Annotated in this window: 19 protein-coding genes; 14 read left to right on the top strand and 5 right to left on the bottom strand. The window is 73.2% G+C overall.

Annotation, left to right across the window (positions count from 1 at the left end; translation table 11 throughout):
* Positions 1–67 precede the first annotated feature (67 nt).
* The 12 genes from ACZ4TV_RS18150 (at position 68) to ACZ4TV_RS18095 (ending at position 16,703) form a co-directional block, all read left to right on the top strand.
* Positions 68–1,402 (top strand): ABC transporter substrate-binding protein, encoded by a 1,335-nt coding sequence (locus ACZ4TV_RS18150; protein WP_468135658.1) that lies wholly within the window; start codon positions 68–70, stop codon positions 1,400–1,402.
* A 4-nt stretch (positions 1,403–1,406) separates the two neighbouring features.
* Positions 1,407–2,351: a carbohydrate ABC transporter permease gene (locus ACZ4TV_RS18145; protein ID WP_468135657.1), complete on the top strand. Its 945-nt coding sequence runs from the start codon at positions 1,407–1,409 to the stop codon at positions 2,349–2,351.
* Complete coding sequence (locus ACZ4TV_RS18140) at positions 2,348–3,187, top strand: carbohydrate ABC transporter permease (RefSeq protein WP_468135656.1); 840 nt, start codon at positions 2,348–2,350, stop codon at positions 3,185–3,187. The genes ACZ4TV_RS18145 and ACZ4TV_RS18140 overlap by 4 nt, the downstream gene beginning before the upstream one ends.
* Positions 3,188–3,192: 5 nt before the next feature.
* Positions 3,193–4,458, top strand: a complete 1,266-nt coding sequence (locus ACZ4TV_RS18135; RefSeq protein WP_468135655.1) for a 6-phospho-beta-glucosidase — start codon at positions 3,193–3,195, stop codon at positions 4,456–4,458.
* Positions 4,449–5,435 (top strand): N-acetylglucosamine kinase, encoded by a 987-nt coding sequence (locus tag ACZ4TV_RS18130; protein ID WP_468135654.1) that lies wholly within the window; start codon positions 4,449–4,451, stop codon positions 5,433–5,435. Before ACZ4TV_RS18135 ends, ACZ4TV_RS18130 begins: the two co-directional genes overlap by 10 nt.
* 199 nt (positions 5,436–5,634) lie before the next feature.
* Complete coding sequence (locus tag ACZ4TV_RS18125; protein WP_468135653.1) at positions 5,635–7,017, top strand: hypothetical protein; 1,383 nt, start codon at positions 5,635–5,637, stop codon at positions 7,015–7,017.
* Positions 7,018–7,223: 206 nt separating this feature from the next.
* Positions 7,224–8,174: a glutamate ABC transporter substrate-binding protein gene (locus ACZ4TV_RS18120; protein ID WP_468135691.1), complete on the top strand. Its 951-nt coding sequence runs from the start codon at positions 7,224–7,226 to the stop codon at positions 8,172–8,174.
* A gap of 122 nt (positions 8,175–8,296) precedes the next feature.
* A complete protein-coding gene (locus ACZ4TV_RS18115) occupies positions 8,297–9,598 on the top strand; it encodes a coiled-coil domain-containing protein (protein WP_468135690.1) in 1,302 nt (433 codons plus the stop codon).
* Entirely contained in the window at positions 9,595–12,438 is a 2,844-nt protein-coding gene (locus ACZ4TV_RS18110; protein ID WP_468135652.1) for a serine/threonine-protein kinase, read from the top strand. Before ACZ4TV_RS18115 ends, ACZ4TV_RS18110 begins: the two co-directional genes overlap by 4 nt.
* Before the next feature lie 3 nt (positions 12,439–12,441).
* The gene (locus ACZ4TV_RS18105; protein WP_468135651.1) at positions 12,442–14,166 is read left to right on the top strand and encodes a protein phosphatase 2C domain-containing protein; all 1,725 of its coding nucleotides are present in this window, start codon (positions 12,442–12,444) and stop codon (positions 14,164–14,166) included.
* 33 nt (positions 14,167–14,199) lie between these two features.
* On the top strand, positions 14,200–15,534 hold the full coding sequence (locus tag ACZ4TV_RS18100; RefSeq protein ID WP_468135650.1) for a VWA domain-containing protein: 1,335 nt from the start codon (positions 14,200–14,202) through the stop codon (positions 15,532–15,534).
* A gap of 14 nt (positions 15,535–15,548) precedes the next feature.
* The gene (locus ACZ4TV_RS18095; RefSeq protein ID WP_468135649.1) at positions 15,549–16,703 is read left to right on the top strand and encodes an FHA domain-containing protein; all 1,155 of its coding nucleotides are present in this window, start codon (positions 15,549–15,551) and stop codon (positions 16,701–16,703) included.
* 1 nt (position 16,704) lies between these two features.
* On the opposite strand, the gene ACZ4TV_RS18090 is transcribed toward ACZ4TV_RS18095, so the two are convergent.
* A complete protein-coding gene (locus tag ACZ4TV_RS18090; RefSeq protein WP_468135648.1) occupies positions 16,705–17,703 on the bottom strand; it encodes a methyltransferase domain-containing protein in 999 nt (332 codons plus the stop codon).
* Between the two features lie 103 nt (positions 17,704–17,806).
* On the opposite strand from ACZ4TV_RS18090, the gene ACZ4TV_RS18085 reads away from it, so the two are divergent.
* Positions 17,807–18,211, top strand: coding sequence for a globin (locus ACZ4TV_RS18085; RefSeq protein WP_468135647.1), 405 nt, complete (start codon positions 17,807–17,809; stop codon positions 18,209–18,211).
* 198 nt (positions 18,212–18,409) lie between these two features.
* Here the strand turns inward: ACZ4TV_RS18085 and ACZ4TV_RS18080 are convergent, their stop codons facing one another.
* The 3 genes from ACZ4TV_RS18080 to ettA are packed head-to-tail and all read right to left on the bottom strand — an operon-like array spanning position 18,410 to position 21,313.
* Positions 18,410–19,135: a DUF8010 domain-containing protein gene (locus tag ACZ4TV_RS18080; RefSeq protein ID WP_468135646.1), complete on the bottom strand. Its 726-nt coding sequence runs from the start codon at positions 19,133–19,135 to the stop codon at positions 18,410–18,412.
* Complete coding sequence (locus ACZ4TV_RS18075; RefSeq protein ID WP_468135645.1) at positions 19,132–19,638, bottom strand: acyl-CoA thioesterase; 507 nt, start codon at positions 19,636–19,638, stop codon at positions 19,132–19,134. The genes ACZ4TV_RS18080 and ACZ4TV_RS18075 overlap by 4 nt, the downstream gene beginning before the upstream one ends.
* Before the next feature lie 10 nt (positions 19,639–19,648).
* Positions 19,649–21,313 (bottom strand): energy-dependent translational throttle protein EttA, encoded by a 1,665-nt coding sequence (ettA, locus tag ACZ4TV_RS18070; RefSeq protein ID WP_468135644.1) that lies wholly within the window; start codon positions 21,311–21,313, stop codon positions 19,649–19,651.
* 186 nt (positions 21,314–21,499) lie between these two features.
* On the opposite strand from ettA, the gene ACZ4TV_RS18065 reads away from it, so the two are divergent.
* Positions 21,500–23,023 carry a DUF2079 domain-containing protein gene (locus ACZ4TV_RS18065; RefSeq protein WP_468135643.1) on the top strand — a complete coding sequence of 508 codons (1,524 nt, stop codon included), beginning with the start codon at positions 21,500–21,502 and terminating at the stop codon, positions 23,021–23,023.
* A gap of 22 nt (positions 23,024–23,045) precedes the next feature.
* Here the strand turns inward: ACZ4TV_RS18065 and ACZ4TV_RS18060 are convergent, their stop codons facing one another.
* Entirely contained in the window at positions 23,046–24,521 is a 1,476-nt protein-coding gene (locus ACZ4TV_RS18060) for a phosphatase PAP2 family protein (protein ID WP_468135642.1), read from the bottom strand.
* Positions 24,522–24,582 lie beyond the last annotated feature (61 nt).

The following is a 24,582-nucleotide window of genomic DNA, read 5'->3' as shown; positions in this document are numbered from 1 at the left end:
CACCCCCACGGCCCCGCACCCCCCTGGCCCCCACCGGCAGTTCCTCCCGTAGAGAGCGAGCCCCGCCATGCCCAGAACCGGACGCCTGACCACCGCAATCGCCCTCCTCGCGGCGATATCCGCACTCGCCACGGCCTGTACGGGCCAGAGCGCGGACACCGCCGCCGACGATCCGAAGGCGGACGTCACCCTCACCTTCTGGCACGGCTGGTCCGCGCCGAGCGAGACCAAGGCGATCGAGGACAACATCGCCCGGTTCACGAAGGCGCACCCGAACATCAAGGTCAAGGTCACGGGCAACATGACCGACGACAAGATCAACCAGGCGCTGCGCGCGGGCGGGGACAAGGCCCCCGACGTGGTCTCCTCCTTCACCACCGACAGCGTGGGCAAGTTCTGCAACTCCCGCGCCTTCGCCGATCTGAACCCCTTCCTCCAGAAGTCCGGGATCGACAAGACGAAGGTCTTCCCCAAGACCCTGCTGGAGTACACCCAGTACCAGGGGAACCAGTGCACGCTGCCGCTGCTGCACGACGCGTACGGCCTCGTCTACAACAAGACCGCCTTCGCGGCCGCCGGCATCACCGAACCCCCGAGGACATGGAGCCAGTTCACCGAGGTCGCGCAGAAGCTGACCAAACCCAAGGGCGACTCGTACGAACAGGTCGGCCTGATGCCCACCTTCCACGGCTACGAGACCACCCCCATGCGGCTCGCCGCGCAGTGGAGCCCCACCTACTTCGGCGCGGACGGCACGTCCAACCTGGCCGGGGACCCGGCCTTCGCGAAGATGCTGACCGCGCAGAAGGACCTGGTGGCCAAGCTCGGCGGCTACGAGAAGCTGGAGAGGTTCCGCACCACCTTCGGTGACGAGTGGAGCGCCGAGCACCCCTTCCACACCGGCAAGGTGGCCATGCAGATCGACGGCGAGTGGCGGGCCCCGATGGCCAAGGAGGCCGGCGTCACCTTCGAGATCGGCACGGCGCCGCTGCCCGTCCCGGACGAGCAGGCCGCCGACTACGGCAAGGGCTACCTCTCCGGCACGATCATGGGCATCGCCGCGGGCAGCAAGAAGCAGAACGCGGCCTGGGAGCTGGTCAAGTACATGACGACGGACACCGCAGCGGTGGTGGCCTTCGCCAATGCCATCCACAACGTGCCGTCGACGCTGGCCGCCCTGGAGTCCCCGGACCTCCAGGTGACCCCGGAGTTCAGGACCTTCCTCGACATCGCCCGGCACCCCAGGTCCAGCACCACCCCGGCCCAGGCGGACGGGGGCACCTACCAGCTGACCTTCCAGGACTTCGCGTACGCGGTCGAGAAGGGCGACGTCACCGACCTCCCGGCCGGTCTCGCCAAGACCGACCAGCAGATCGACACGGACATCGCGAAGGCGAAGTAGCCCGATGACCTCCGCGCGCGTCCCGCGCTCGAAACGCCGGCGCTCCGCCCTGCGCACCGCGGCCTTCATGTCCCCCTGGCTGATCGGATTCTCGGTCTTCTTCGCCTACCCCCTGCTGTCCACCCTGTACTTCTCCTTCACGCAGTACGACGGCTTCCGCCCGCCCGCCTTCAACGGCGCGGACAACTGGAGCTACGTCTTCACGGACTATCCGCTGTTCTGGCCGGCGATGCGCAACACCCTGTGGCTGGTCGTGGTGATGGTGAGCTGCCGGGTCGTCTTCGGCCTCGGCGTCGGGCTGCTCGTCACGAAGATCAAGACGGGGACCGGGATCTTCCGGACCCTGTTCTACCTGCCCTACCTGGCTCCGCCGGTGGCCGCGACCCTGGCCTTCGTCTTCCTGCTCAACCCCGGCACCGGACCCGTCAACACCCTGCTGGACTCGGCGGGGCTGCCCACCCCCGGCTGGTTCACCGACGCCGACTGGTCCAAGCCCGCGCTGACCGCCCTCGCGCTGTGGGGGGTGGGCGACCTGATGGTCATCTTCATGGCCGCGCTGCTCGACGTACCGAAGGAGCAGTACGAGGCCGCCGAGCTGGACGGCGCCGGGGCCTGGGCGCGGCTGCGCCACATCACCCTGCCCAACATCTCGCCCGTCATCATGTTCGCGGTGGTCACCGGGGTCATCCAGGCGATGCAGTACTACGCCCAGCCGCTGGTGGCGGGGAAGGTCGCGGCCGGGGTGATCGGCGGCTCGGGCCAGCAGTTCGAGCCGGGCTACCCGGACAGGTCCACCCTGACCCTGCCGCAGCTCGTCTACAACCTCGGTTTCCAGCGCTTCGACTACGGCGCCGCCTGTGTCGTCGCGCTCGTCCTGTTCGCCCTTTCCATGGCCTTCACCGCGCTCCTGATGCGCCGCCGTGATGGACTGATCGGAGCCGGTCGATGAGTACGCGCGGCCGCAGGGCCGTCCTGCACTGGATCGGGGTGCACTCGCTCGGGGTGGCCGCCGCCCTCTTCTTCGTCCTCCCCTTCGTCTTCCTCCTCCTCACCTCCCTGATGGGCGACCGGCAGGCGCTGACCCGCGACCTGTGGCCCGACACCTGGGAGTGGGGCAACTACGCCGCGGTGTGGCACACCCCGGGCTTCCTGACCTGGTGGCGCAACACGCTCTTGTACGCGGGACTCGGCACCCTGTTGACCGTGGTCTCCTCCGTGCCCGTCGCGTACGCGCTCGCCAAGTTCCGCTTCCGCGGGCGGCGGCTCTCGCTGCTGCTCGTGATCGCCATGATGATGCTGCCGCCGCAGGTGGTGGTCATCCCGATGTACCTCTTCTGGGCCAAGCAGCTCGACCTGTCGGGCACCCTGTGGCCGCTGATCGTTCCCATGGCCTTCGGCGACGCCTTCTCCATCTTCCTGCTCCGCCAGTTCCTGCTGACCATCCCCGACGAGTACCTGGACGCGGCCCGCGTCGACGGCTGCGGCGAGGTGCGCACCCTGCTGCGCGTCGTCCTGCCGATGGCCAGGCCCGGGATCGCCGCCGTCGCGCTGTTCCAGTTCTTCTCCGCCTGGAACGACTACTTCGGCCCGCAGATCTACGCCTCCGACAACCCGGCCGCCTGGACCCTCAGTTACGGACTGGAGTCCTTCAAGGGGGCGCACCACACCAACTGGAACCTGACCATGGCCGCGACCGTGCTGGTCATGGCACCGGTGATCGTCCTCTTCTTCTTCGCCCAGAAGGCGTTCGTCGAGGGAGTCACCCTGACCGGCGTGAAAGGCTGACGACGTTGAAACTCGCAGTGGTGGGCGGCGGTTCCACCTACACCCCCGAACTGATCGACGGCTTCGCACGGCTGCGCGACACCCTGCCCGTGAGCGAGCTCGTGCTGATCGACCCGGCCACCGAACGGCTGGAGCTGATCGGCGCCCTGGCCCGGCGGATCTTCGCCCGGCAGGGGCACCCGGGCCTGATCACCACCACCTCCGACCTCGACGCGGGCGTCGCCGGGGCCGACGCGGTCCTGCTCCAGCTGCGCATCGGCGGGCAGGCCGCCCGGCTGCGGGACGAGACCTGGCCGCTGGAGTGCGGCTGCGTCGGGCAGGAGACCACGGGCGCGGGCGGGCTCGCCAAGGCGCTGCGCACCGTCCCGGTGGTCCTCGACATCGCCGAGCGGGTCCGGCGGGCCAGCCCGGACGCGTGGATCATCGACTTCACGAACCCGGTCGGGATCGTCACCCGGGCCCTCCTCCAGGCCGGGCACAAGGCGGTCGGGCTGTGCAACGTCGCCATCGGCTTCCAGCGGAAGTTCGCGGCCCTGCTGGACCTGGCGCCGGCCGACATCCACCTGGACCACGTGGGCCTCAACCACCTCACGTGGGAGCTGGGCGTGCGCCGCGGCGGCCCGGACGGCGAGGACCTGCTCCCGCGGCTGCTCGCCGCGCACGGGGAGGCCGTCGCCGCGGACCTCCACCTTGAGCGGGCGGTGCTGGACCGGCTCGGCGTCGTGCCGTCGTACTACCTGCGCTACTTCTACGCCCACGACGAGGTCGTACGGGAACGGGGGACCAAGCCCCCGCGGGCCGCCGAGGTCGCCGCGATGGAGCGCGAACTGCTCGCCCTGTACGGGGACCCCGCGCTGGACGAGAAGCCGGCGCTGCTGGCCCAGCGGGGCGGCGCCTTCTACTCGGAGGCGGCCGTGGACCTGGCGGCCTCGCTGCTGGGCGACGGCGGCCCGGCCGTGCAGGTGGTCAACACGTACAACAACGGCACCCTGCCCTTCCTGCCGGACGACGCGGTGATCGAGGCGCAGGCGCGCGTGAGCGGCTCCGGCCCGCTGCCACTGGCGGCGCCTCGGCTGGACCCCCTGTTCGCCGGGCTGATCGCGCACGTGACGGCGTACGAGGACCTCGCTCTGGACGCGGCGCTGCGGGGCGGCCGCGAACGGGTCTTCAAGGCGCTGCTGGCGCACCCGCTGGTCGGCCAGTTCGACCTGGCCGAGGGACTGACCGACCGGCTCCTCGCGCACAACAAGGAGCACCTGGCATGGGCGTGACCCTCGCCGCCGTACTGGCCATCGACGCGGGCAACAGCAAGACGGACGTGGCGCTCCTCGACCCGGACGGCTCGGTGCTGGTCACGGGACAGGCCGGGGGCTTCCAGCCGTTCCGCACGGGGGTGGCGGCGGCCGTCGACGTGGTGGCCGGGGCGATGGCCTCCGTCGGGATGGACGTGAAGGGGTCCGGGCCCTGCGTCGAGCACGTGTCGGCCTGTCTGGCCAACGCCGATTTCCCGCAGGAGGAGTGGAAGCTGGCACGCGAGATCCGGAGCCGGAACTGGGGCCGCGTGACGGCGGTGCACAACGACACCTTCGCGCTGCTGCGCGCCGGGCTGCCCCCGGGCGCCGAGCGGTGCGGGGTCGCCGTGGTGTGCGGGGCCGGCATCAACTGCGTGGGGATGGCCCCGGACGGACGGACGGCGCGCTTCCCCGCGGTCGGCCGGATCTCGGGCGACTGGGGCGGCGGGGGCGCCCTGGCCGAGGAGGCCATGTGGTGCGCGGCCCGCGCCGAGGACGGGCGGGGCGGGGCGACGGAGCTGGCCCGGGCGCTGCCCGCGCACTTCGGCCTCGACTCGATGTACGCGCTGGTCGAGGCGCTGCACCTCGGCCGCATCCCGGGCGAGCGGCGGCACGAGCTGACCCCGCTGCTGTTCGCGGTGGCGGCCGCCGGGGACCCGGTGGCGCTGTCGCTGGTGCACCGGCAGGCGGACGAGGTCGTGTCCATGGCGGCGGTGGCGCTGGGCCGCCTGAACCTGCTGGACCAGGACGTTCCCGTGGTGCTCGGCGGCAGTGTGCTGGCCGCCCGGCATCCGCAGCTGAACGACCGCATCTCCGAGGGCCTCGCCGCACGGGCCCCGCGCGCCCGAGTGACGGTGGTCGAGGCTCCTCCGGTACTGGGGGCCGGGCTGCTGGGGCTGGACGCGCTCGGGTCGGCGCCCTTCGCCTACAGCAAACTCCGTGCCCAATTCGGGTGAACCCGCCCCGCGGCGCCCGCGGTCTGGAACCGTGTCGGCCGAGCGGACGTATTGACGGTGAAGGGGCGAAGGGGGCGCCCCTCGGGGCGGATCGCCCAAGATCGAGCGCCAGGTGCTGTGGTCGACCGTCGCTACGGCCATACTGCTGGGCAGGCTCCCGGCCACATCCGGGGGAACGCAGACCGAGGGGGAGGTCACGGTGGCCATCACAACACGCGCGCCCGCGCCGCCGGGCGGCGCCGCCGTGCCGCCCGACGGGCCGCCCGGGCGCACCGCCTGGGCCGAGGGCGTGGACCGGCTGCGCGAGGCGGCGACCACCGAGCCGGGCCGGCTGCGGATCATCGGCGCCGCACTGGCCGCCCTGATCGTGCTGTTCGGCGCGGTGAGCGTGTGGGAGATCTCCGGCCGGGCCACCGCCGCCGACGACGTGGTGGGCCGCAGCCAGCCGCTGAGCGCGGACGCGGCGAGCATCTACCGCTCCCTCGCGGACGCCGACACCACCTCCTCCAGCGGGTTCCTCCTCGGCGCCCAGGAGCCGCGGGAGGTCCGCCAGCGCTACGAGAAGGACATCGCCAACGCCTCCAAGCTGCTGGTGAGCGCGGCCGCCAACACCGGCGGCAATGAGGACTCCCGCGAGCAGATCGCCCTGCTGAGCGAGCAGCTGCCGCGCTACACCGGCCTGATCGAACAGGCCCGGGCCACCAACCGGCAGGGCCTGCCGCTGGGCGGCGCCTACCTCCGCTACGCCAACGAGCAGATGACCACCCAGCTGCTGCCCGCCGCACAGCGGCTGTACGAGGCGGAGACCGGCCGGCTCTACACGGACTACGACGACGCCCGCTCCTGGCCGCTGGCCTCGCTCGGGGCCGGCCTGCTCGCGCTCGCCGCCCTGGTGTGGGCGCAGCGGCGCAACTACCGGCACACGAACCGGGTCTTCAACCACGGGCTGCTGGCCGCGACGGCCGCGTCGGTGGTGGTGCTGCTGTGGCTGGCCGTGGGACACACGGTGGCGCGGTCCTCGCTGAGTGAGGCCCGGGCGGACGGGCAGGAGTCCATGAAGGTGCTCAACGACGCGCGGATCGCCTCGCTGCAGGCGCGGGCCGGTGAGAACCTGACGCTGATCGCGCGGGGCGCCGTACTGGCGGAGGACAAGAAGTCCGACAAGTACGACGTGGACTTCACGAACAACATGAAGCAGTTGGACGCCGGGCTGGCGACCGCGCTGCGGCTGGCCGACGACGAGGCCGGCCGGGCGCCCGTGAGCCGGGCCGTGGACGGCGTGAAGCAGTGGAAGCAGCGGCACACGGCGGCCCGGGAGGCGGACTTGAAGGGCGACTACGAGGCTGCGCTGCCCCAGGTCGTCGGGGACGCGACGCACAAGGAGAGCAGCGGGGCCGCCTTCGACACGGTGGACGCCTCCCTGGAGCAGGCGGTGGCCCACGAGCAGCGGGAGTTCACCCGGGCGGCCCGGGACGGGCTCGGCGCGCTGGGCGGTCTGGTGACGGGTTCGGCGGCCCTGGCGGTCGTCGGTGCGGCGGCGGCTCTGCTCGGTATCGGGCGCAGGCTTTCGGAGTACAGGTGAGAGCGATGCGGATACGAGCCAGGCGGGCCGCCGAAGGCCACGAGGAATACACGGGCCCCGCGGGTCAGAAAGGCCGCGCGGGTCACGCAGGCCCCACGCGTCATGCAGGCCCCACGGGTCACGAAGGCCGCTCGGGGACCGCGGGCGCGGTGTCCGGGGTCCGGCGGGCGGCGGGCCGGCTGCGCGGCTGGGGCGGGGTGAGCGCGATGGCCGTCGCCTGCGCCGTGACGGCCGCGCTCGTGCTGCTGCCGCTGGCCCATGCGACGCCGGACACCGGCCGGCCGGTGGTCCGCGAGCCCGCCTCGATGGCGGCGGCCCCGGCCGCGCCCTGGGTGCTCGCCGACACCTGTCCGGACCCCGAGGCCAGCCTGCGCCCGTCCGAGGTGGACGGGGCGACCATCGCGCGGATCAAGGCGGCGGGCAAACTCGTCGCGGGGGTGGACCAGAACAGCTTCCGCTGGGGCTACCGCAACCAGAGCGCCGAGGGCAGCCGCCTCGACGGCTTCGACATCGACCTGGTCAAGGCCATCGCCAAGGACATCCTGGGCGACGAGAACGCGGTCATCTACCGGGCCATCCCCACCAGCCAGCGCGTCCCGGCCCTCCAGGAGGGCCGCGTCGACATCGTCGTGCGGACCATGACCATCAACTGCAAGCGGCTGGAGGACGTCGCCTTCTCGACGGCCTACTTCGAGGCCGGGCAGCAGGTGCTGGCTCCCAAGGGCTCGCCGATCACCGGGTACGACGCCTCGCTGAAGGACAAGCGGATCTGCTTCGCGGCCGGTTCCACCGCGGAGACGGCGCTGAAGTCCCAGTCGTACGGCTCGGTACCGGTCACCGTCGCCAACCAGCTGGACTGCCTGGTCCGGCTGCAACTGGGCGAGGTCGACGGCATCATCACGGACAACGCCCTCGCGGCCGGCCAGGCCGCGCAGGACCCCTCGGTGCGGCTGGTGGGCTCGCCCTTCACCCGCGAGTTCTACGGGGTGGCCATGAACAAGGACGCCTCCGACCTGGTCCGCCGGGTCAACAAGGTGCTGGAGAACTACCGCGCGGGCGGCCCTGACAGCCCGTGGATGAAGGCGTACCTCAAGCACCTGCAGCCCGTGCTCCCCGGCGTGAGCGGACCGCCCGCGCCCAAGTACCGGGACGGCTGAGGACGGTGACGGTTTCGGGTACGGGCCCGGGCGTGAACCCGGACCCGCGGGCGGACACGGAGGCGGCGGCGGAGGCGGCCGCGGAAGCGGAGGCACGGTCGGTGGAGGCGGGTTCGGCAGTGATGGACCGGGACGAGGTCGACCGCGCCCTGGCCCGGCTCGGCGCGGAGCACGAGGCCGTCGAGACCTCGCTGCTCGCCCTCCAGGACCACGCCGGGCGGCGGCTGCTGGAAGGCGCCGCGCTGTCCGGGGTCACCAAGGAGCGGTGGGCGGTGGCCGACGCGGACATCACCCGGCTGTGGACGTACTTCGACGCCTACAGCGGGGCCCTGGCCGCCGCCCGCGAGGTCCGTGAGCGGCGCCGCTGGCCGCACCGCGAGGACCTGATCGAGCTGACCGAGCGGCTGCGCGGGCCCGGTGTGCTGATCGCCGGGGCCGCGGCGGAGGGCGTCGCGCTGGCGGAGCGGCTCTCGCTCGCCGAGCTGGTGGCCCGGATGAACGACCTGTACGCGCGTTCGCTGGACGTGGTGGTCGCCGCCGACGCCGTGTGGTCGGCGCTGCCCGCCCGGATCGACCTCCTCGGCGCCGAGCTGGACCGCACCCGCTCGCTGGCCCGTTCGGTGGGCGTGCGCCCGGGCGAGCACCCCTCGGGCGACGACCTGGAGGAGATCACCGCCGAGCTGACGGAGCTGCGGGCGCAGGTGATCGCGGACCCGCTGGCGTTCTGGCTGCCGGCGACGGGGAGCGCCGCGCCCGGCGGCGGCCGTCCGGACACCAGGCGCTACGACCGGGCCGCGCTCGCGCTGGAGGACGTACGCCGGGAGGTCGAGGCGGTGCTGGCCGTGCGGCAGGACGCCGAGCAGCGGCTGATCAGCCTGCGGGACGTGCTCTCGCGGGCCGACCGGACCCTGGCGGAGGCGCGGACGGCCCGCGGCGAGGTGCTGGCGAAGATCGCCGCGTCCGAGGTGCCCGCGGTGAGCGGCCCGCCGACGGTGCTGCAGGAGCAGCTCGCGGCGGCGGCCGAGCACCGGCGCCACTCCCGCTGGCACCGGCTCTCGCCCCTGCTGGAATCGCTGGAGGAGCGGGCCGAGGAGGAATTGCGCCGGGCCCGTGAATCGTTGACCGCGGTGACGGCGCCGCTGGCCGTCCGGGCCGAACTGCGCGGGCGCCTCGACGCGTACAAGGCGAAGGTGGCCCGGCACGGGTTGGCGGAGGACCCGCTGCTGATGGAGCGGTACGACACGGCCCGCCGGATGCTGTGGAGCGCGCCCTGTGACCTGCGGGCCGCCGAACAGGCCGTCCTGCGCTACCAGCAGGCGGCGGCGGAGTCACTCGCGCCGGGTCAGCCGGGGCAGCCGCAGCCGCAGCCGCAGCCGCAAGACCAGGAACAGCGGCCCTACGGGCCGGGGAAGGAGGACGCATGAGCCTGACCGGAACCGCGTGCGTTCGCCCCGGCTGCCCGGGGGCGTACGAGGACATGGGCGGCGGCGAGCTGTACTGCGACACCTGCGGTCTGGCGCCGATCGGCTCGGTGGCGGCGGGTGCGGAGGAGCTGGTCTCGCCGCCGACGGGGATGACCAGCGCGGCTCGGGGCTCCCTGGGATCCGGCGGGTCCCGGGGGTCGATGGGCTCGCAGGGCTCCCACGGTTCGGCGCGCTCCTCGGCCTCGGCCCGCTCCTCCCGCTCCTCGCGTTCTTCGTCGTCGCGCCGCTCCGTGTCCGGGCGGCTGTCGCGGTCGCTGCCGGGGACCGTGTCCACCCGCTCGGTGTCGGTGCGCAGTTCGGGCTCGGGGGCTTCCTCGGGGCGCAGTCGGCTGGGCGCCGGGCTGGTCAACGTACCCGAGGTGCCGCGTCCGGACCCCTCGGCCGCGGTCCTGGAGAACCCGGAGGTGCCGGAGCGCAAGCGGTTCTGCTCGCGCTCGGACTGCGGGGCCCCGGTGGGCCGGGCCCGGGGGGACCGGCCGGGCCGGACGGAAGGGTTCTGCACCAAGTGCGGGCACCCGTACTCCTTCGTGCCCAAGCTGCGCGCCGGCGAGGTGGTCCGCGGCCAGTACGAGGTGGCGGGCTGCCTCGCGCACGGCGGCCTCGGCTGGGTGTACCTGGCGGTGGACCGGGCGGTCGCGGACCGGTGGGTGGTGCTCAAGGGCCTGCTGGACACCGGGGACCAGGACGCGATGGAGGCGGCGATCTCGGAGCGGCGCTTCCTCGCGGAGATCGAGCACTCCAACATCGTGCGGATCTACAACTTCGTGGAGCACCTGGACCAGCGGACCGGTTCGCTGGACGGGTACATCGTCATGGAGTACGTCGGCGGCAAGTCGCTGAAGGAGATCGCGAACGAGCGGCGCCGGCCGGACGGACGGCGTGATCCGCTGCCGGTGGAGCAGGCGTGCGCGTACGGCATCGAGGCGCTGGAGGCGCTGGGCCACCTGCACAGCAGAAACCTTCTGTACTGCGACTTCAAGGTCGACAACGCGATCCAGCAGCAGGACCAGCTGAAGCTGATCGACATGGGCGCGGTGCGGCGGATGGACGACGAGGAGTCGGCCATCTACGGCACGGTGGGCTACCAGGCCCCGGAGGTGGCGGAGCTCGGCCCCTCCGTCGCCTCGGACCTCTACACGGTGGCGCGGACGCTGGCCGTCCTCACCTTCGACTTCCAGGGCTACACCAACGTGTTCGTGGATTCGCTGCCGGACCCCGAGCACATCGAGGTGTTCAGGCGGTACGAGTCCTTCTACCGGCTGCTCGTACGGGCGACCGACCCGGACCCGGGGCGGCGGTTCGCCTCGGCGCAGGAGATGGCGGACCAGCTGACGGGCGTGCTGCGGGAGGTGGTCGCGCTCCAGACGGGCCGGCCCCGGCCGCAGCTCTCGACCCTCTTCGGCCCCGAGACGCGCGTCCCGGACACCCGGCTCTTCACCGACACGGCCGACACGGCCGTCTCCCACCTGGGCCTGAGACCGCTCGCCGCCCGGCCGTTCACCTCCCGGCCGTTGACCTCCCGGCTGGGTGGCGGGCTCTTCGGTGCACGCGGCCCCGGCCGCCGGACCGGCTCGGAGGCCATCAACGCGCCGGGTACGTGGGCACAGACGCCGCCCGTAGGCGGAACCCCACCCCCTCCTGGCGGCCTGCCGATGCCCGCAGGAGCTCCCTCGCCGCACGCGGGAGTTCCCGGTACGCGGGCCGGCGGGGCGGCGGCTTCCGGCGCCGTGGCCGGGATCGGGACCAGTGCCACGCATGTGGCGGGGGCAGTCGTGCCGGCGGCCCGGCAGGCTCCGGCGGCGCCCGTGCACCCGCCCGCGCCGGTCCCCGTGTCCCCGGCCCGACCCACTGCGGGCGCAAGTCGGCTCGACACCCGCGGGATCGCCCTCGCCCTGCCCGTGCCGCTCGTGGACTCGGGCGACCCGAACGCCGGGTTCCTGGCCGGCCTGCTGGCCTCCGCGCCCGGCGACCTCCTGGCCGCCCTCGGCTCGGCCCCGGCCGACTCCGCCGAGCTACGGCTGCGCGAGCTGCGGGCCCGCCTCGAACTGGGCGAACTGCCGGAGGCGTCCCGCACACTGGTGGATCTGGAGGCCCGGCATCCGGACGACTGGCGGGTGGTGTGGGCCCGGGGCGTCGCCTCGCTGGCCACCGGTGACAACGAGATAGCGGCCCTGTCCTTCGACGCGATCTACGACGCCTTCCCGGGCGAGCCCGCGCCGAAGCTGGCCCTCGGGCTGTGCGCCGAGGTGCTGGGCCAGCTGGACAACGCCGCCGAGTACTACCGCCTCGTGTGGATCACCGACCCGGGATTCGTGAGCGCGGCCTTCGGGCTGGCCCGGGTGCAGCTGGCCGCCGGCGACCGGGACGGAGCCGTGCGCACGCTGGAATCCGTACCGGAGGCGTCCATCCACTACACCGCCGCGCGGGTGGCGGCCGTACGCGCACGTCTGCGCGACCGGTCCCCGCAGGAGCCGCTGCTGGCCGACCTGGTGGCCGCAGCGGACCAGGTGGAGGCGCTGCGGCGGTTCGGGCTGGACCCGGAACGGCAGGAGCTGCTCGCGACGGAGGTTCTGGGCTCGGCCCTGGACTGGGTACTGTCGGGTGGCCGGGGTTCCGACCCCGGCCGGACCTCGCTGCTCGGCAGTCAACTGGACGAGCGGGGCCTGCGCTTCGGACTGGAGCGCTCGTACCGCGTTCTCGCGCGGCTGGCGCGGCGTGGCGAGGAGAGGATCGAACTGGTGGAGCGGGCAAACCGTTTCCGTCCCCGGACGTGGGTGTGATTGATGTCGATGCATCGGCTGTCGGGCTGCCCCAGCTGCGCGGAACCCCTGGAGGAGGGTGACCGTTTCTGCGGCGTCTGCGGCTACGCCGTGACCGCTCCTCCCCCGGCCGCGTCCGCGGACCACCCGACCATCCCGATCCCGCCGGCTCCACCGGCTCCACCGGCCCCGCCCGCTGCCGCCGGGCGGGGTGCGGTCGCCCCCGCCGGCGGCTACGCAGCCGCGGCTCCCGCGGTCTCCTACGGCGCCGCCGAACCGGCCCCGGGCTGGGGCAGCGCGGCCGCGGCCGCGCCCACGCTGGTCGGCGACCCGGCCGACTGGGCGGCCGCCCCGGCGCAGGCCGATCCGGCGCAGGCCACCCCGGCGCAGGCCGCCCCGGCGCAGGCCGATCCGGAGCCGGGCCCGGCCGAGGCCTCGTACCCGGTCCCGGGCCGCGAGAACCCGTACGGCGCCGGCACACCCCCGCAGGGGACCCCGTGGGGACCGGGCGACGGCCCGTACGCCTCCGGGTCCGCCCGGGAGCCGGCGTACGGCGGCCGGCCCCGGAGCAGTGCCACGGACGGATCCGGGCCGGCGCCGGGCGCCCCGGATCCGTCCGGGCCCGTGCCTTCGGGCCCGCCCGACTCGGCGGACACGGCGGACTCGGCGGACGTCCCCGAGGCCCGCCACGACCGGCCCGGCGACAGCCCCGGCACACCCCCGGAGGGGACGCCGTGGGGCACGGGCGAAGCCCCGTACGACAACGCGGCCCCGCCCGGCGCAGCGGCCGCCGGGAAGACCTGCGTCGCCTGCCGGGCCGGAAACGTCGACACCGACGGGTACTGCGAGCACTGCGGCCACGCGCAGCCCCGGGAGCGGGACCACCTCGAAGAGGAGCTCGGGAGCGTCGCCGCCGTCAGCGACCGGGGGCTGCGCCACCACCGCAACGAGGACTCGTTCGCCGTGGCGGCCACCGCCCTGCCCGACGGCTCCGCCGCGACCGTGGCCATCGTCTGCGACGGCGTCTCCTCCGCGAGCCGCCCCGACGAGGCGTCGGCCGCCGCGGCCGGCGCCGCCAACGAGGCCCTGCTCGACGCACTGCCCCGCGGCGCCCACCCCCAGGAGGCCATGCACGAGGCGATCCTGGCCGCCGCCGCCGCGGTGAACGCCCTTGCCCCGGAGACCCCCGGCGCGCAGAACGCCCCGGCCTGCACCCTGGTCGGCGCCGTCGTCAGCGGCGGCCTGCTGACCATCGGCTGGGTGGGCGACAGCCGCGCGTACTGGGTCCCCGACGACCGGGCCGCCCTGCCCCGCCGCCTCACCGAGGACGACTCGTGGGCCGCCCAGATGGTCGCCGCCGGCCTGATGGGCGAGGCCGAGGCCTACGCGGACGTCCGTGCGCACGCCATCACCGGCTGGCTGGGGGCCGACGCGTACGAACTCGAACCGCACACCGCGACCTTCAAGCCCGACCACCCCGGTGTGGTGGTGGTCTGCACCGACGGACTGTGGAACTACGCGGAGTCCGCGCGGGAGATGGCCCAGGTGCTGCCCGCCGACGCCGCGACGCGCCCGCTGCACAGCGCGCAGGTGCTGGTCGGCCACGCCCTCGACGGCGGCGGCCACGACAACGTCACCGTGGCCGTCGTGCCGTTCGCCACGCTCCCCGAGGAGCAACCGGGACCGGCGGCGGAGCCGGGCCCGCCCGCACGACCGGAACCGGAAGCGGAAGCGCGCCCGCAGGTCTGACCCGCCTGCCCGAGCCCCCTAGGAGTCCAACCGATGGCGAATTTCGCCAAGCCGAGCGCCCCGCGGTTCAGCGTGGAGGTGTACCAGAACGAGTTCCTCCCGGAGGGCGGGCGGGACGTCCACGCCATCGTCACGGTCACCTCCACCGGCGGCGGCACCGTCACCCGCGCGACGGCCGCCGACGGCACGGCAGCCGTCGTGATCATGGTCGACTGCTCGGGGTCCATGGAGTACCCGCCGGAGAAGATGCGCGGCGCCCGGGAGGCCACGGCCGCGGCCGTCGACACCTTGCGCGACGGCACCTCCTTCGCCGTGATCGCCGGTACGCACGTGGCCAAGGAGGTCTACCCGGGCCAGGGCCGCCTCGCGGTGGCCGACGCGGCCACCCGGGCCCAGGCCAAGGAGGCCCTGCGGGGGCTCAGCTCCGGCGGCGGCACGGCCATCGGAACCTGGCTGCGCCTCGCCGACGGCCTGCTGCGCCGGTCCTCCGCGACCATCCGGCACGGCATCCTGCTCACCGACGGCCGCAACGAGCACGAGGAGCCGGCGGTGCTCCGCGCCACCCTCGACTCCTGCGCGGGCCGCTTCACCTGCGACGCCCGCGGGGTGGGCACCGACTGGGAGGTCAAGGAGGTCACCGGCATCGCGAGCGCGCTGCTCGGCTCCGCCGACATCGTGGCCGACCCGGCCCACCTCACCGAGGACTTCACGCGCATGATGGAGAACGTCATGGGCAAGGAGGTCGCGGACGTCGCGCTGCGGCTGTGGACCCCGGTCGGCGTGGAGATCCAGTACGTCAAGCAGGTGGCTCCCAGCGTCCAGGACCTGACCGCCCGTCGCACCGAGGCGGGGCCGCGCGCCGGTGACTACCCGACCGGGTCATGGGGCGACGAGTCCCGCGAGTACCACGTGTGCGTCCGCGTCCCGGGCGCCGCGGTCGGGCAGGAGATGCTCGCCGCTCGCGCCACGCTCGTCGTGCCGGGAGCGGCGGGCAAGCCCGGTGAGAACCCGGCCGTCCTCGCCCAGGGCCTGGTGCGCGCGGTGTGGACGAACGATCTGGCCGTGTCCACCGCCATCAACCCGCAGGTCGCCCACTACACCGGGCAGGCGGAGCTGGCAGAGGCTATCCAGCAGGGCCTGGAAGCCCGCAAACTGGGCGATGTCGACGGCGCAACGGCAAAGCTCGGGCGCGCCGTTCAGCTGGCGAGTGCCTCGGGGAACGCCGACACGGCGAGACTGCTGTCGAAGGTGGTGGATGTGGTGGACGCCGTGGCGGGTACTGTGCGGCTGAAAGCGAAGGTCGCCGATGCCGACGAGATGACCCTCGAAACGCGTTCGACGCAGACCGTCCGAGTGAAGAAGACCTGAGAAGACCTGACGCGATGACGCAGGGAGAAGAAGGGGGAAGCGCCGCCATGCCGACCTGCCCGAACGGGCACCAGTCCGCCTCCGACGACTGGTGCGAGGTCTGCGGCCACCGCATGGCTGCACCGGATGGCCCGCCTCCGGCCCCCTCCTACGGCTACGGCTACCCCCCGACCACTGGTGAGCCGACCGCTCAGGCCGAGCTCTGCCCGCAGTGCCGGACCCCGCGCGAGGCCATGACCCCGTTCTGCGAGGAGTGCCGGTACAACTTCCTGACGCGTACGGCGACCTCGTACGCGCCGTCGGCGCCGGGTCCTGGCCCGGGCGCGGGCACGGGCGCGGGCCCGGGGCACCAGGCGACCGGCGCGCCCGCCGGTCCCGGTCACGGTCCCGGTGCGGCCTCAGGTCTCGGTTCGGGTGCCGGGTCGGGTGCCGGGTCGGGTGCCGGTACCACGCCTCCGCCTCCGCCGCCGGTGCCCGCTCCCGGGACCTACTCCCAGGACCACTTCGAGTACCAGGGCTCGCGGCCGTCCCGGGTCAACCGGCCGGCCGAGCCGCTCCAGCGCGAGGACGACTGGCTGCTGCCGCCGCCCGCGCACGAGCCGTCCCTCGACTACCAGCAGCCCCCGCAGCCCCAGTACCAGCAGCAGCCTCCGCCGCCGCAGCAGCGGGAGTACCAGCAGGAGTACCAGCAGCAGGCCCCGCCGCCCCAGCAGCAGTACCAGCAGCAGCCTCCGCCGCAGCACCAGCCCTTCTCGCCCCAGGGCGGCGCCTGGACCGCGACGATCGGCCCCGACCGCTCGTACTTCATGGCGATGATGCAGCGCAGCGGCCCCGAGGCCGCCGGGCTCAACCTGCCCGCCTACTCACCGGAGCAGCACCTCCCGCTGTCCGGCGGCCAGGTCACCATCGGCCGCCGCCGTGCCTCCACGGGCGAGTCCCCCGACATCGACCTGTCGGTGCCCCCGGAGGACCCGGGCGTCTCCCACCAGCACGCGGTCCTCGTCCAGCAGCCCGACCTCAGCTGGGCGGTGGTGGACCAGAACTCCACCAACGGCACCACCATCAACGGCGGCGAGGAGCCGATCCAGCCCTACGTCCCGGTCCCGCTCACGGACGGCGACCGGGTCCACGTGGGTGCCTGGACCACGATCACCATCCGCCGCGGCTGATTCACCCCTCCCCCAGGTCCCCCAGGGGCCATACGTAGGGTCCCTGGGGATCGTCGAGCCACGACCACTGGCCCTCGGCGCTGACGGTGACGCCGAAGCGCTCGCGGGACGGCCGCCCCTCGCGCCGCCACAGGTCCAGGGCCTCGCGGGGGTGCAGTACGCCCGCGGTCAGCAGGTGCATGAACTGGAAGCGCTCGTTCTCCACCAGCTCGTACGGGAACCCGTACGGCAGGTCGGACGGGGCGGGCGGCGGCGCCGCGCCGGCCCCGCGCAGCGGGACGAAGTAGGCCGCGGTGTGCAGGAAGCGGCCCTCGGCGAATTCGGCGTCCCGCACCGTGAGCGCGATCAGCCCGGTCGACAGCGGGGCGAGGATCCGCGCCCCCGGCCGGCACTGGCCGAGCCAGGCGAGCGGGATCAGCGGCAACGTGCAGGTCACCAGGATCCGGTCGAACGGAGCCCGGGCGGGGCAGCCGCGCGCCCCGTCCCCGGTGACCACGGTCGGGTGGTAGCCGAGCTCGGCCAGGTGGGCCCGCGCGGACTCGGTGATCTCCTCGTCCAGGTCCACGGTGGTGACGTGTTCCTCGCCGAGCCGGTGGCAGAGCAGGGCCGCGTTGTAGCCGGTGCCCGCGCCGATCTCCAGGACGTCGTCGCCGTCGCGCACGTCGAGGGCGGAGAGCATCTTCGCCATGAGGGAGGGCTGGCTGCTGGAGGAGACCAGCCGGCCGTCGCGCAGCCGGGTCGCCAGCGGGGTGTCGACGTAGACCCCGCGCAGCCAGCGGGCCCGGCGTTCGGGGTCGGGGTCCTCGGCCCAGAGGCGTTCGTGACCGGCGCCGCGGCCGGTCCAGAAGTAGGGCACGAACACGTGCCGGGGCACGGCGGCGAAGGCCGCCCGCCAGTGCGGATCGTCCAGCACCCCGGCGGCGACCAGCTCCCGGACCTGCGCGGCGTGCGCGGTCTCGCGCAGGTCCCGGGCCTCGGCGCGTGGGGTGTGTCCGCCCATGACTCCACTGTCCTGCGCGCGGCCCCCGCGTGCGAGCGAGGACGGTCCGGGGGATGGTCCTAGGACCCCGGTCCTGGGTCCGGGCGTCTGAGACGATGGTCAGGTGAATGAGATTCCGCGGGGCACGCTTCAGGAGCAGACCTTCTACGAGCAGGTGGGCGGCGAGGACACCTTCCGCCGCCTCGTCCGGCGCTTCTACCAGGGAGTGGCGCAGGACCCGCTGCTGCGCCCGATGTATCCGGAGGAGGACCTCGGCCCCGCCGAGGAGCGGTTCGCGCTGTTCCTGATGCAGTACTGGGGCGGTCCGACCACCTACAGCCAGCACCGCGGGCACCCGCGCCTGCGGATGCGGCACGCCCCGTTCCAGGTGGACACGGCGGCCCACGACGCCTGGCTGAAGCACATGCGGGTCGCGGTGGACGAGCTGGGCCTGGCGCCGGAGCTGGAGGCGCAGCTGTGGAAGTACCTGACCTACGCCGCCGCTTCGATGATCAACACGGCTGGCTAGTGCTGTGGCCGGAAAGGTTTGCCGGGTCGCGGCGTCCGGTGCGGTGCATCGCAAGGCGGAGGATCGCGGCTCGTACTGGACGTACTTGCGCGGTCCGACAACGCCGCGAGGTGCCGTGCCGGGGGCCGTGACCCGGTGAACCTTTCCGGCCACAGCACTAGGAGGCAAGACCCCCATAGGGGCGGGGCGGGAAGCCGATCAGACCGGCCGGACCTGGAGGGCGCCCAGGCCGCCGGTGGCACCGGGGCGGCGGGTGGCGACGGAACCGTACGGGGTGCGCAGCCGCAGCCAGCTCCCGGCGGCGAGCAGCGCCACGGGATCGGGGCCGGCGGAACCGGGGGCAGCGGCGGGCGCGGGCGCGGGAACGGCCGCCCGGACCGGACGCAGGAAGCCCAGGGACTGTGCGGCGTGCACGGCGCGCAGCGGCAGTTCGGTGTCCCCCAGGGTGCGGGACCAGATCTCGCGGCCGATGCGGTCGCGCTCGGACCGGGTCCGGTGCTGCGCGGGCAGGGCCTCGTCGCGGGCCCGGAACTCGGCGACGGCGGCCGCCACGGCTTCCCCCATCGCCTCGGGGCCGGGCAGCCCGGGCAACTGCCGCCAGCCGCCGCGGGGCGGGAGCACCCCGGTCCAGGGCGGTCCGGTGACCGGCCCGGGCACGGTGGCCGCGGCCGCGGCCTCGTCCACGGATTCCAGGAGCTCACCGGCGGACACGGTTAGGTCCAGCGGCGCCGCGACGGGTGCGGCGAGCCGCACCGTACGGATGGCCAGGACCTCGAAGGACGGCGGCCGCCCGAAGACGGCGAGCGCGCCGCCGCCCGCCTGGAGGCGGACCGCGGCGGCGCGGTCGTAGTGCACCAGCCGGCCCAGGAAGGCGGCGAGGTCCGCCGCCTCCCCGGAGTCGGCGAAGCGCAGCTGCTCGGTCATGCCGCGAGGCGTCCTTCCCGGCCGCTGCCGGAAGCGGAAGCCGATGCGGAGGCGGAGGCGGAGGCGGATGCGGACACCGGCTCGTCGAGGTACTCCTCCAGGAAGCGCCTCTCCTCGGCCGTGATGCGGCGGGGCCGCCCCGCGGCGAGGTTGTAGGGCACGACCACCGTCTCGGCGCGCACGTAGACCGTCTCGGGCGCGTCCTCGGTCGCCTCGTCCTTGACCTCGTAGCGGATGGTCAGGGAGGCGGCGCCTATCCGGGTCACCCAGGACTCGATGAGGACCGGCTCGTGGCGGTGCACGAGGGGCAGCTTGTAGTCGATCTCGTGGCGGGCCACGACGGACCCGCCCGTGAAGGAATCACTGCCCTCCCCCGGCGCGAGGCGGAACATGAAGTCGATCCGCGCCTCCTCCAGATAACGGAGGAAGACGACGTTGTTGACGTGCCCGAAGGCATCCATGTCCGCCCAGCGCAGGGGGCACCGGTAGTGGTGTCTGGCCATGACGGCGACCTCAGCCTCGGGTGAGCTTCTTGTAGGTGGCACGGTGCGGACGGGCCGCGTCCGGGCCGAGACGCTCGATCTTGTTCTTCTCGTACGACTCGAAGTTGCCCTCGAACCAGTACCACTTGGAGTCGCCCTCGTACGCCAGGATGTGCGTGGCGACCCGGTCGAGGAACCAGCGGTCGTGGGAGATGACCACGGCCGCACCGGGGAACTCCAGCAGCGCGTTCTCGAGCGAGGACAGGGTCTCGACGTCGAGGTCGTTGGTGGGCTCGTCGAGGAGCAGCAGGTTGCCGCCCTCCTTGAGCGTCAGCGCCAGGTTGAGGCGGTTGCGCTCACCACCGGACAGGACGCCGGCCGGCTTCTGCTGGTCCGGGCCCTTGAAGCCGAAGGCGCTGACGTACGCGCGGGACGGCATCTCGACCTGGCCCACATTGATGTAGTCCAGCTCGTCCGACACGACCGCCCAGAGGCTCTTCTTGGGGTCGATGTTGGCGCGGGACTGGTCGACGTACGAGATCTTGACGGTCTCGCCGATCTTGACGGAGCCGGAGTCCGCCGGCTCCAGACCCTGGATCATCTTGAAGAGCGTGGTCTTGCCGGCGCCGTTGGGGCCGATGATGCCCACGATGCCGTTGCGCGGGAGGGTGAAGGACAGGTCGTCGACCAGAACCTTGTCGCCGAAGGACTTGCAGAGGTTGTTGACCTCGACCACGATCGAGCCCAGACGCGGGCCCGGCGGGATCTGGATCTCCTCGAAGTCCAGCTTCCGCATCTTGTCCGCCTCGGCCGCCATCTCCTCGTAGCGGGCCAGACGGGCCTTGGACTTGGTCTGACGGCCCTTGGCGTTGGAGCGGACCCACTCCAGCTCTTCCTTGAGGCGCTTCTGACGCTTCTCGTCCTTGCGGCCCTCGACCTTGAGGCGGGTGGCCTTCTTCTCCAGGTAGGTGGAGTAGTTGCCCTCGTACGGGTGGGCGCGGCCGCGGTCGAGCTCGAGGATCCACTCGGCGACGTTGTTGAGGAAGTACCGGTCGTGGGTGACGGCCACCACGGCGCCCTTGTACTGCGACAGGTGCTGCTCGAGCCAGTTCACCGACTCGGCGTCGAGGTGGTTGGTGGGCTCGTCGAGGAGGAGCAGGTCCGGGGCCTCGATCAGCAGCTTGCAGAGCGCGACGCGGCGCTTCTCGCCACCGGAGAGGTTGGTGACGGGCCAGTCGCCGGGCGGGCAGCCCAGGGCGTCCATGGCCTGCTCGAGCTGGGCGTCGAGGTCCCAGGCGTTGGAGTGGTCCAGGTCCTCCTGGAGCTTGCCCATCTCGTCGAGGAGCGCGTCCGAGTAGTCGGTCGCCATCAGCTCGGCGACCTCGTTGAAGCGGTGGAGCTTCTTCATGGTGTCGGCGGCGCCGTCCTGGACGTTCTCCAGGACGGTCTTCGACTCGTCGAGCTTGGGCTCCTGCATGAGGATGCCGACGGTGAAACCGGGCGACAGGAAGGCATCGCCGTTGGACGGCTGCTCCAGGCCCGCCATGATCTTCAGAACGGTGGACTTACCGGCGCCGTTCGGGCCGACCACACCGATCTTCGCGCCGGGCAGGAAGTTCAGGGTGACGTCATCAAGAATCACCTTGTCGCCGTGCGCCTTGCGCGTCTTGCGCATGGTGTAGATGAACTCAGCCAAGAGAAACCGTCCGGCAGATCGATGGTGGGCAGATACACCCCATCTTGCCTGACGTCCACCCCCCGGGGGAAACGCGTGTGGTCAGGGCCACGGACTGCGTGCAGGCGTCCGCCATTCGAAGGAAACCGCCCACACGGGCGGCGGCACCGCACCCGGCCCGTGGGGTTGCTGGCATCTTGAGGGTTCATGCAAGCACCCACCGGCAACGCCGCCACACTCCCACCGCAACAGTCGGGTACCGCGGAACGGGCAGCTCCGGAGCCGCTCGCGGGGAGCCGCCCCGAGGCCACCTGGTGGATCTGGGCCATGGCGGGGGCGCTGTTCTTCGCTTACACGGCCTTGTCGCTGCGGATCCACGAGCGTCTGCTCTCGCACTCCTTCGACCTGGGGATCTTCGTCCAGGTCGTGCGGTCCTACGCGGAGGGGCACCTGCCCGTCTCCGAGGTCAAGGGGCCGGACTTCCCCGTCCTGGGCGACCACTTCTCTCCCGTCCTGGCCCTTCTGGCACCGCTGTACTGGCTGTGGCCGTCAGTGAAGCTGCTGCTCGTCGCGCAGGCCGCACTGATCGCCGCGAGCGTGCTGCCGCTGGCCTTCTGGGCCCGCAGGACACTGGGCTCCGCGGCCGCCGTGGTCATCGGCGTCTGTTACGGCGTCTCGTGGGGCATCGCGAGCGGGGTCGCCTACGACTTCCACGAATGGGCCTTCGCCGTTCCGCTGCTCGCGTTCTCCCTGACCGCCCTCGGCAGCGGCCGGCTGCGCGCCGCCGCGTACTGGGCGCTGCCGCTCGTGCTGGTGAAGGAGGACCTCGGCCTCACGGTGGCCGTGATCGGCCTGGTCATCGCGTGGCGGGGCGGACGCGGGGGCCGCAGGCTGGGGATCGTCACGGCCGCGGCCGGGCTGGCCGCGACCGCGCTCACCGTGCCGGTGCTGGCCGCCTTCCACCCGGGCGGGTTCGACGGCTACTACGCCTCCCACAATCCCGGAGGCGCCACGGACGGCGGGTCGGGGGGCGGCCTGGTGGAAGTCCTCCACCAGGCAACGCTCGGTCTCATCACCCCGCAGGAGAAGGTCACGACCCTCATCCTGATGCTGGCTCCCACCCTGTTCCTGGCGCTGCGCTCTCCGCTCCTGTTGATCGCGGTGCCGACCGTGATGTGGCGCCTCGCCTCGGATTACCCGGCCCACTGGGGCACCGGTTACCACTACGCGCTGCCGATCGTGCCGATCGTCTTCGCGGCCTTCATCGACGCCCTGCACCGGCGGGGTACGAGTGGTCGCAGCCTGTACCGCTATCTGGCGGGCTGCGCGGCCGTCACCCTGCTGCTGCTGCCGCACTTCCCGTTGTGGCAGCTGGTCCAGCCGGCGACCTGGCAGAGCGATCCCCGCCTGGCGGTGGCCCGCGCTGTGATGGCCGAGATCCCGGACGGAGCCACGGTCCAGGCGTCGAACAACCTGGGGCCCCACCTCGCCGACCGCACCAGCGTCAGCGTCTACGGATGGGGTGACAGCCGCCCCGATCCCGAATGGATCATGGTCGACACCAAGGTCGCCCCACACCACCGCTGGCCGATGTCGGTCAGGCAGGAGCGGATCGCCCTCGACATCGCCGGCGTCCGGGGGTACCGCACCGTGGCCGAGAGGGCCGGTTTCGTCCTGCTGAGCCGCACCGACGGCAAGGCCCCCCATGGCCCCAAAAGCAACATGAGGTGACGATGGTGCGGGCCCCAGCCCGTCAGCTGGGGCGGTAGACCGTGAGGGCGTCGGGGAGTTCGTCGAGGACGAGGGCGGGCGGGGCCTCGGCGTACTCGCCGTCGTAGGCGAGCGGGATGCCCGGCGGGATGTCCCCGATGCGCAGGCTGCGCAGGCGGGTGGCGGTGTGGACCGGGGAGCGGCTGAGGGGTCCCGCGAGGGCGGCGGCCAGGAGCCGGGGGCCGGGACGGCCGCCGCCGTAGACGAGCCGGAGGTCGAGCAGGCCCTCGCCGAGGCTGTCGCGGCGGCGGGGGGCGGGGCCGGTGCCGTGGTAGGTGCCGTTGCCCGCGAAGAGCAGCCACACGCTCCGGGGCCGTCCGGCCAGCCGGAGCCGCACGGGACGCTGCGCGCGCAGCACGCGCCAGGCCGCCAGCAGCGCGGCCGGGCCGCCGCCGATGCGCGGGCCCCAGCGCAGCCGGTGGCCCAGCAGTTCCGGGTAGGCGCCGATGCTGAAGTTGTTCAGGAAGTAGCCGGGCTCTCCCCCGGGCCCCGGGGAGAAGCGGCCCACTCCTATGCGGACGGCCTGGCCGTGGGCCAGGGCGCGGCAGGTGTCCTCGGCTCCGGTGAGGCCGAGGTCCATCGCGAAGTGGTTGAGGGTGCCGCCGGGGAACACGGCCAGCGGCACCCCGGCGCGCAGTGCGGCGGTGGCGGCCGCGTTGACGGTGCCGTCGCCGCCGCAGACCCCGAGGACGGTGGCCCGCGAGGCCGCCGCCGCAAGGGTGTGGGCCAGCTCCGCGCCCTCGCACTCGATCACCTCGGCGGCGGGGAACCGGGCGCTCAGGAGGTCGAGCCCGGCGGTCGCGGCCGTCCCCGACCCGGTGTTGACCACCACCGTGAGCCCCTCCCCGTCGGGCAGCGCGGGCGCCCCGGTGGCCGGCCGCTCGTCGCCGGGTACGACCCGGGCCTCCAGTACGTCGCGCGCGAGCCGGCGTACGACGAACGCCGCGGCCACGCCCAGTGCCGCGCCCGCCAGCACGTCCGAGGGGTAGTGCACGCCGGTGTAGACCCGGGAGAACGCGACGGACGCGGCCGCCGGGGCCAGCGCGGCCCCCCAGCCCGGTGACTCCAGCGCCAGCCCGGCGGTGAAGGCGAAGGCGGATGCCGAGTGCCCGGACGGGAAGGAGGTGGTCCGCGGCTGGGTGGCCAGCTGGCGCACCGCGGGCACGCCTTCCAGCAGCGGCCGCGGCCGGCGTACGGACCACTTGCCGACGGTGTTGATCGTCGCGGAGGCCAGCGCCAGCGAGGCGATCCCGCGCACGGCGGCCTTGCGGGCCCCGGCCGATCCGAAGACGGCGAGGGCCGCGGCGGCCCCGCTCCACAGCACGCCGTGGTTCGCGGCCCGCCCGAGCGCCGGAAGTACCCGGTCGGCCCCGGGCCAGTGCCGCCGGGCCACCGCGTCGAACAGCCGCCGGTCCCATCCCGCGAGGACGCCCGGCCAGGTCAGCTCCTGATCAGCCATTTCTTTCGCCTACCCCGGGAAGCGGATCCGAAATCGACCCCTCGGCCACCCGGCCCACCGG

Source organism: Streptomyces sp. NPDC028910, from assembly GCF_055564955.1.
This window is presented reverse-complemented; position numbering and strand designations above follow the sequence as displayed.

Bases quoted from the DNA above. Each gene is read 5' to 3' on its own strand.
- ACZ4TV_RS18150 (WP_468135658.1), top strand. From the start codon at position 68: ATGCCCAGAACCGGACGCCTGACCACCGCAATCGCCCTCCTCGCGGCG.
- ACZ4TV_RS18145 (WP_468135657.1), top strand. From the start codon at position 1,407: ATGACCTCCGCGCGCGTCCCGCGCTCGAAACGCCGGCGCTCCGCCCTG.
- ACZ4TV_RS18140 (WP_468135656.1), top strand. From the start codon at position 2,348: ATGAGTACGCGCGGCCGCAGGGCCGTCCTGCACTGGATCGGGGTGCAC.
- ACZ4TV_RS18130 (WP_468135654.1), top strand. From the start codon at position 4,449: ATGGGCGTGACCCTCGCCGCCGTACTGGCCATCGACGCGGGCAACAGC.
- ACZ4TV_RS18120 (WP_468135691.1), top strand. From the start codon at position 7,224: ATGGCCGTCGCCTGCGCCGTGACGGCCGCGCTCGTGCTGCTGCCGCTG.
- ACZ4TV_RS18115 (WP_468135690.1), top strand. From the start codon at position 8,297: ATGGACCGGGACGAGGTCGACCGCGCCCTGGCCCGGCTCGGCGCGGAG.
- ACZ4TV_RS18110 (WP_468135652.1), top strand. From the start codon at position 9,595: ATGAGCCTGACCGGAACCGCGTGCGTTCGCCCCGGCTGCCCGGGGGCG.
- ACZ4TV_RS18105 (WP_468135651.1), top strand. From the start codon at position 12,442: ATGTCGATGCATCGGCTGTCGGGCTGCCCCAGCTGCGCGGAACCCCTG.
- ACZ4TV_RS18100 (WP_468135650.1), top strand. From the start codon at position 14,200: ATGGCGAATTTCGCCAAGCCGAGCGCCCCGCGGTTCAGCGTGGAGGTG.
- ACZ4TV_RS18095 (WP_468135649.1), top strand. From the start codon at position 15,549: ATGACGCAGGGAGAAGAAGGGGGAAGCGCCGCCATGCCGACCTGCCCG.
- ACZ4TV_RS18090 (WP_468135648.1), bottom strand. From the start codon at position 17,703: ATGGGCGGACACACCCCACGCGCCGAGGCCCGGGACCTGCGCGAGACC.
- ACZ4TV_RS18080 (WP_468135646.1), bottom strand. From the start codon at position 19,135: ATGACCGAGCAGCTGCGCTTCGCCGACTCCGGGGAGGCGGCGGACCTC.
- ACZ4TV_RS18075 (WP_468135645.1), bottom strand. From the start codon at position 19,638: ATGGCCAGACACCACTACCGGTGCCCCCTGCGCTGGGCGGACATGGAT.
- ACZ4TV_RS18065 (WP_468135643.1), top strand. From the start codon at position 21,500: ATGCAAGCACCCACCGGCAACGCCGCCACACTCCCACCGCAACAGTCG.
- ACZ4TV_RS18060 (WP_468135642.1), bottom strand. From the start codon at position 24,521: ATGGCTGATCAGGAGCTGACCTGGCCGGGCGTCCTCGCGGGATGGGAC.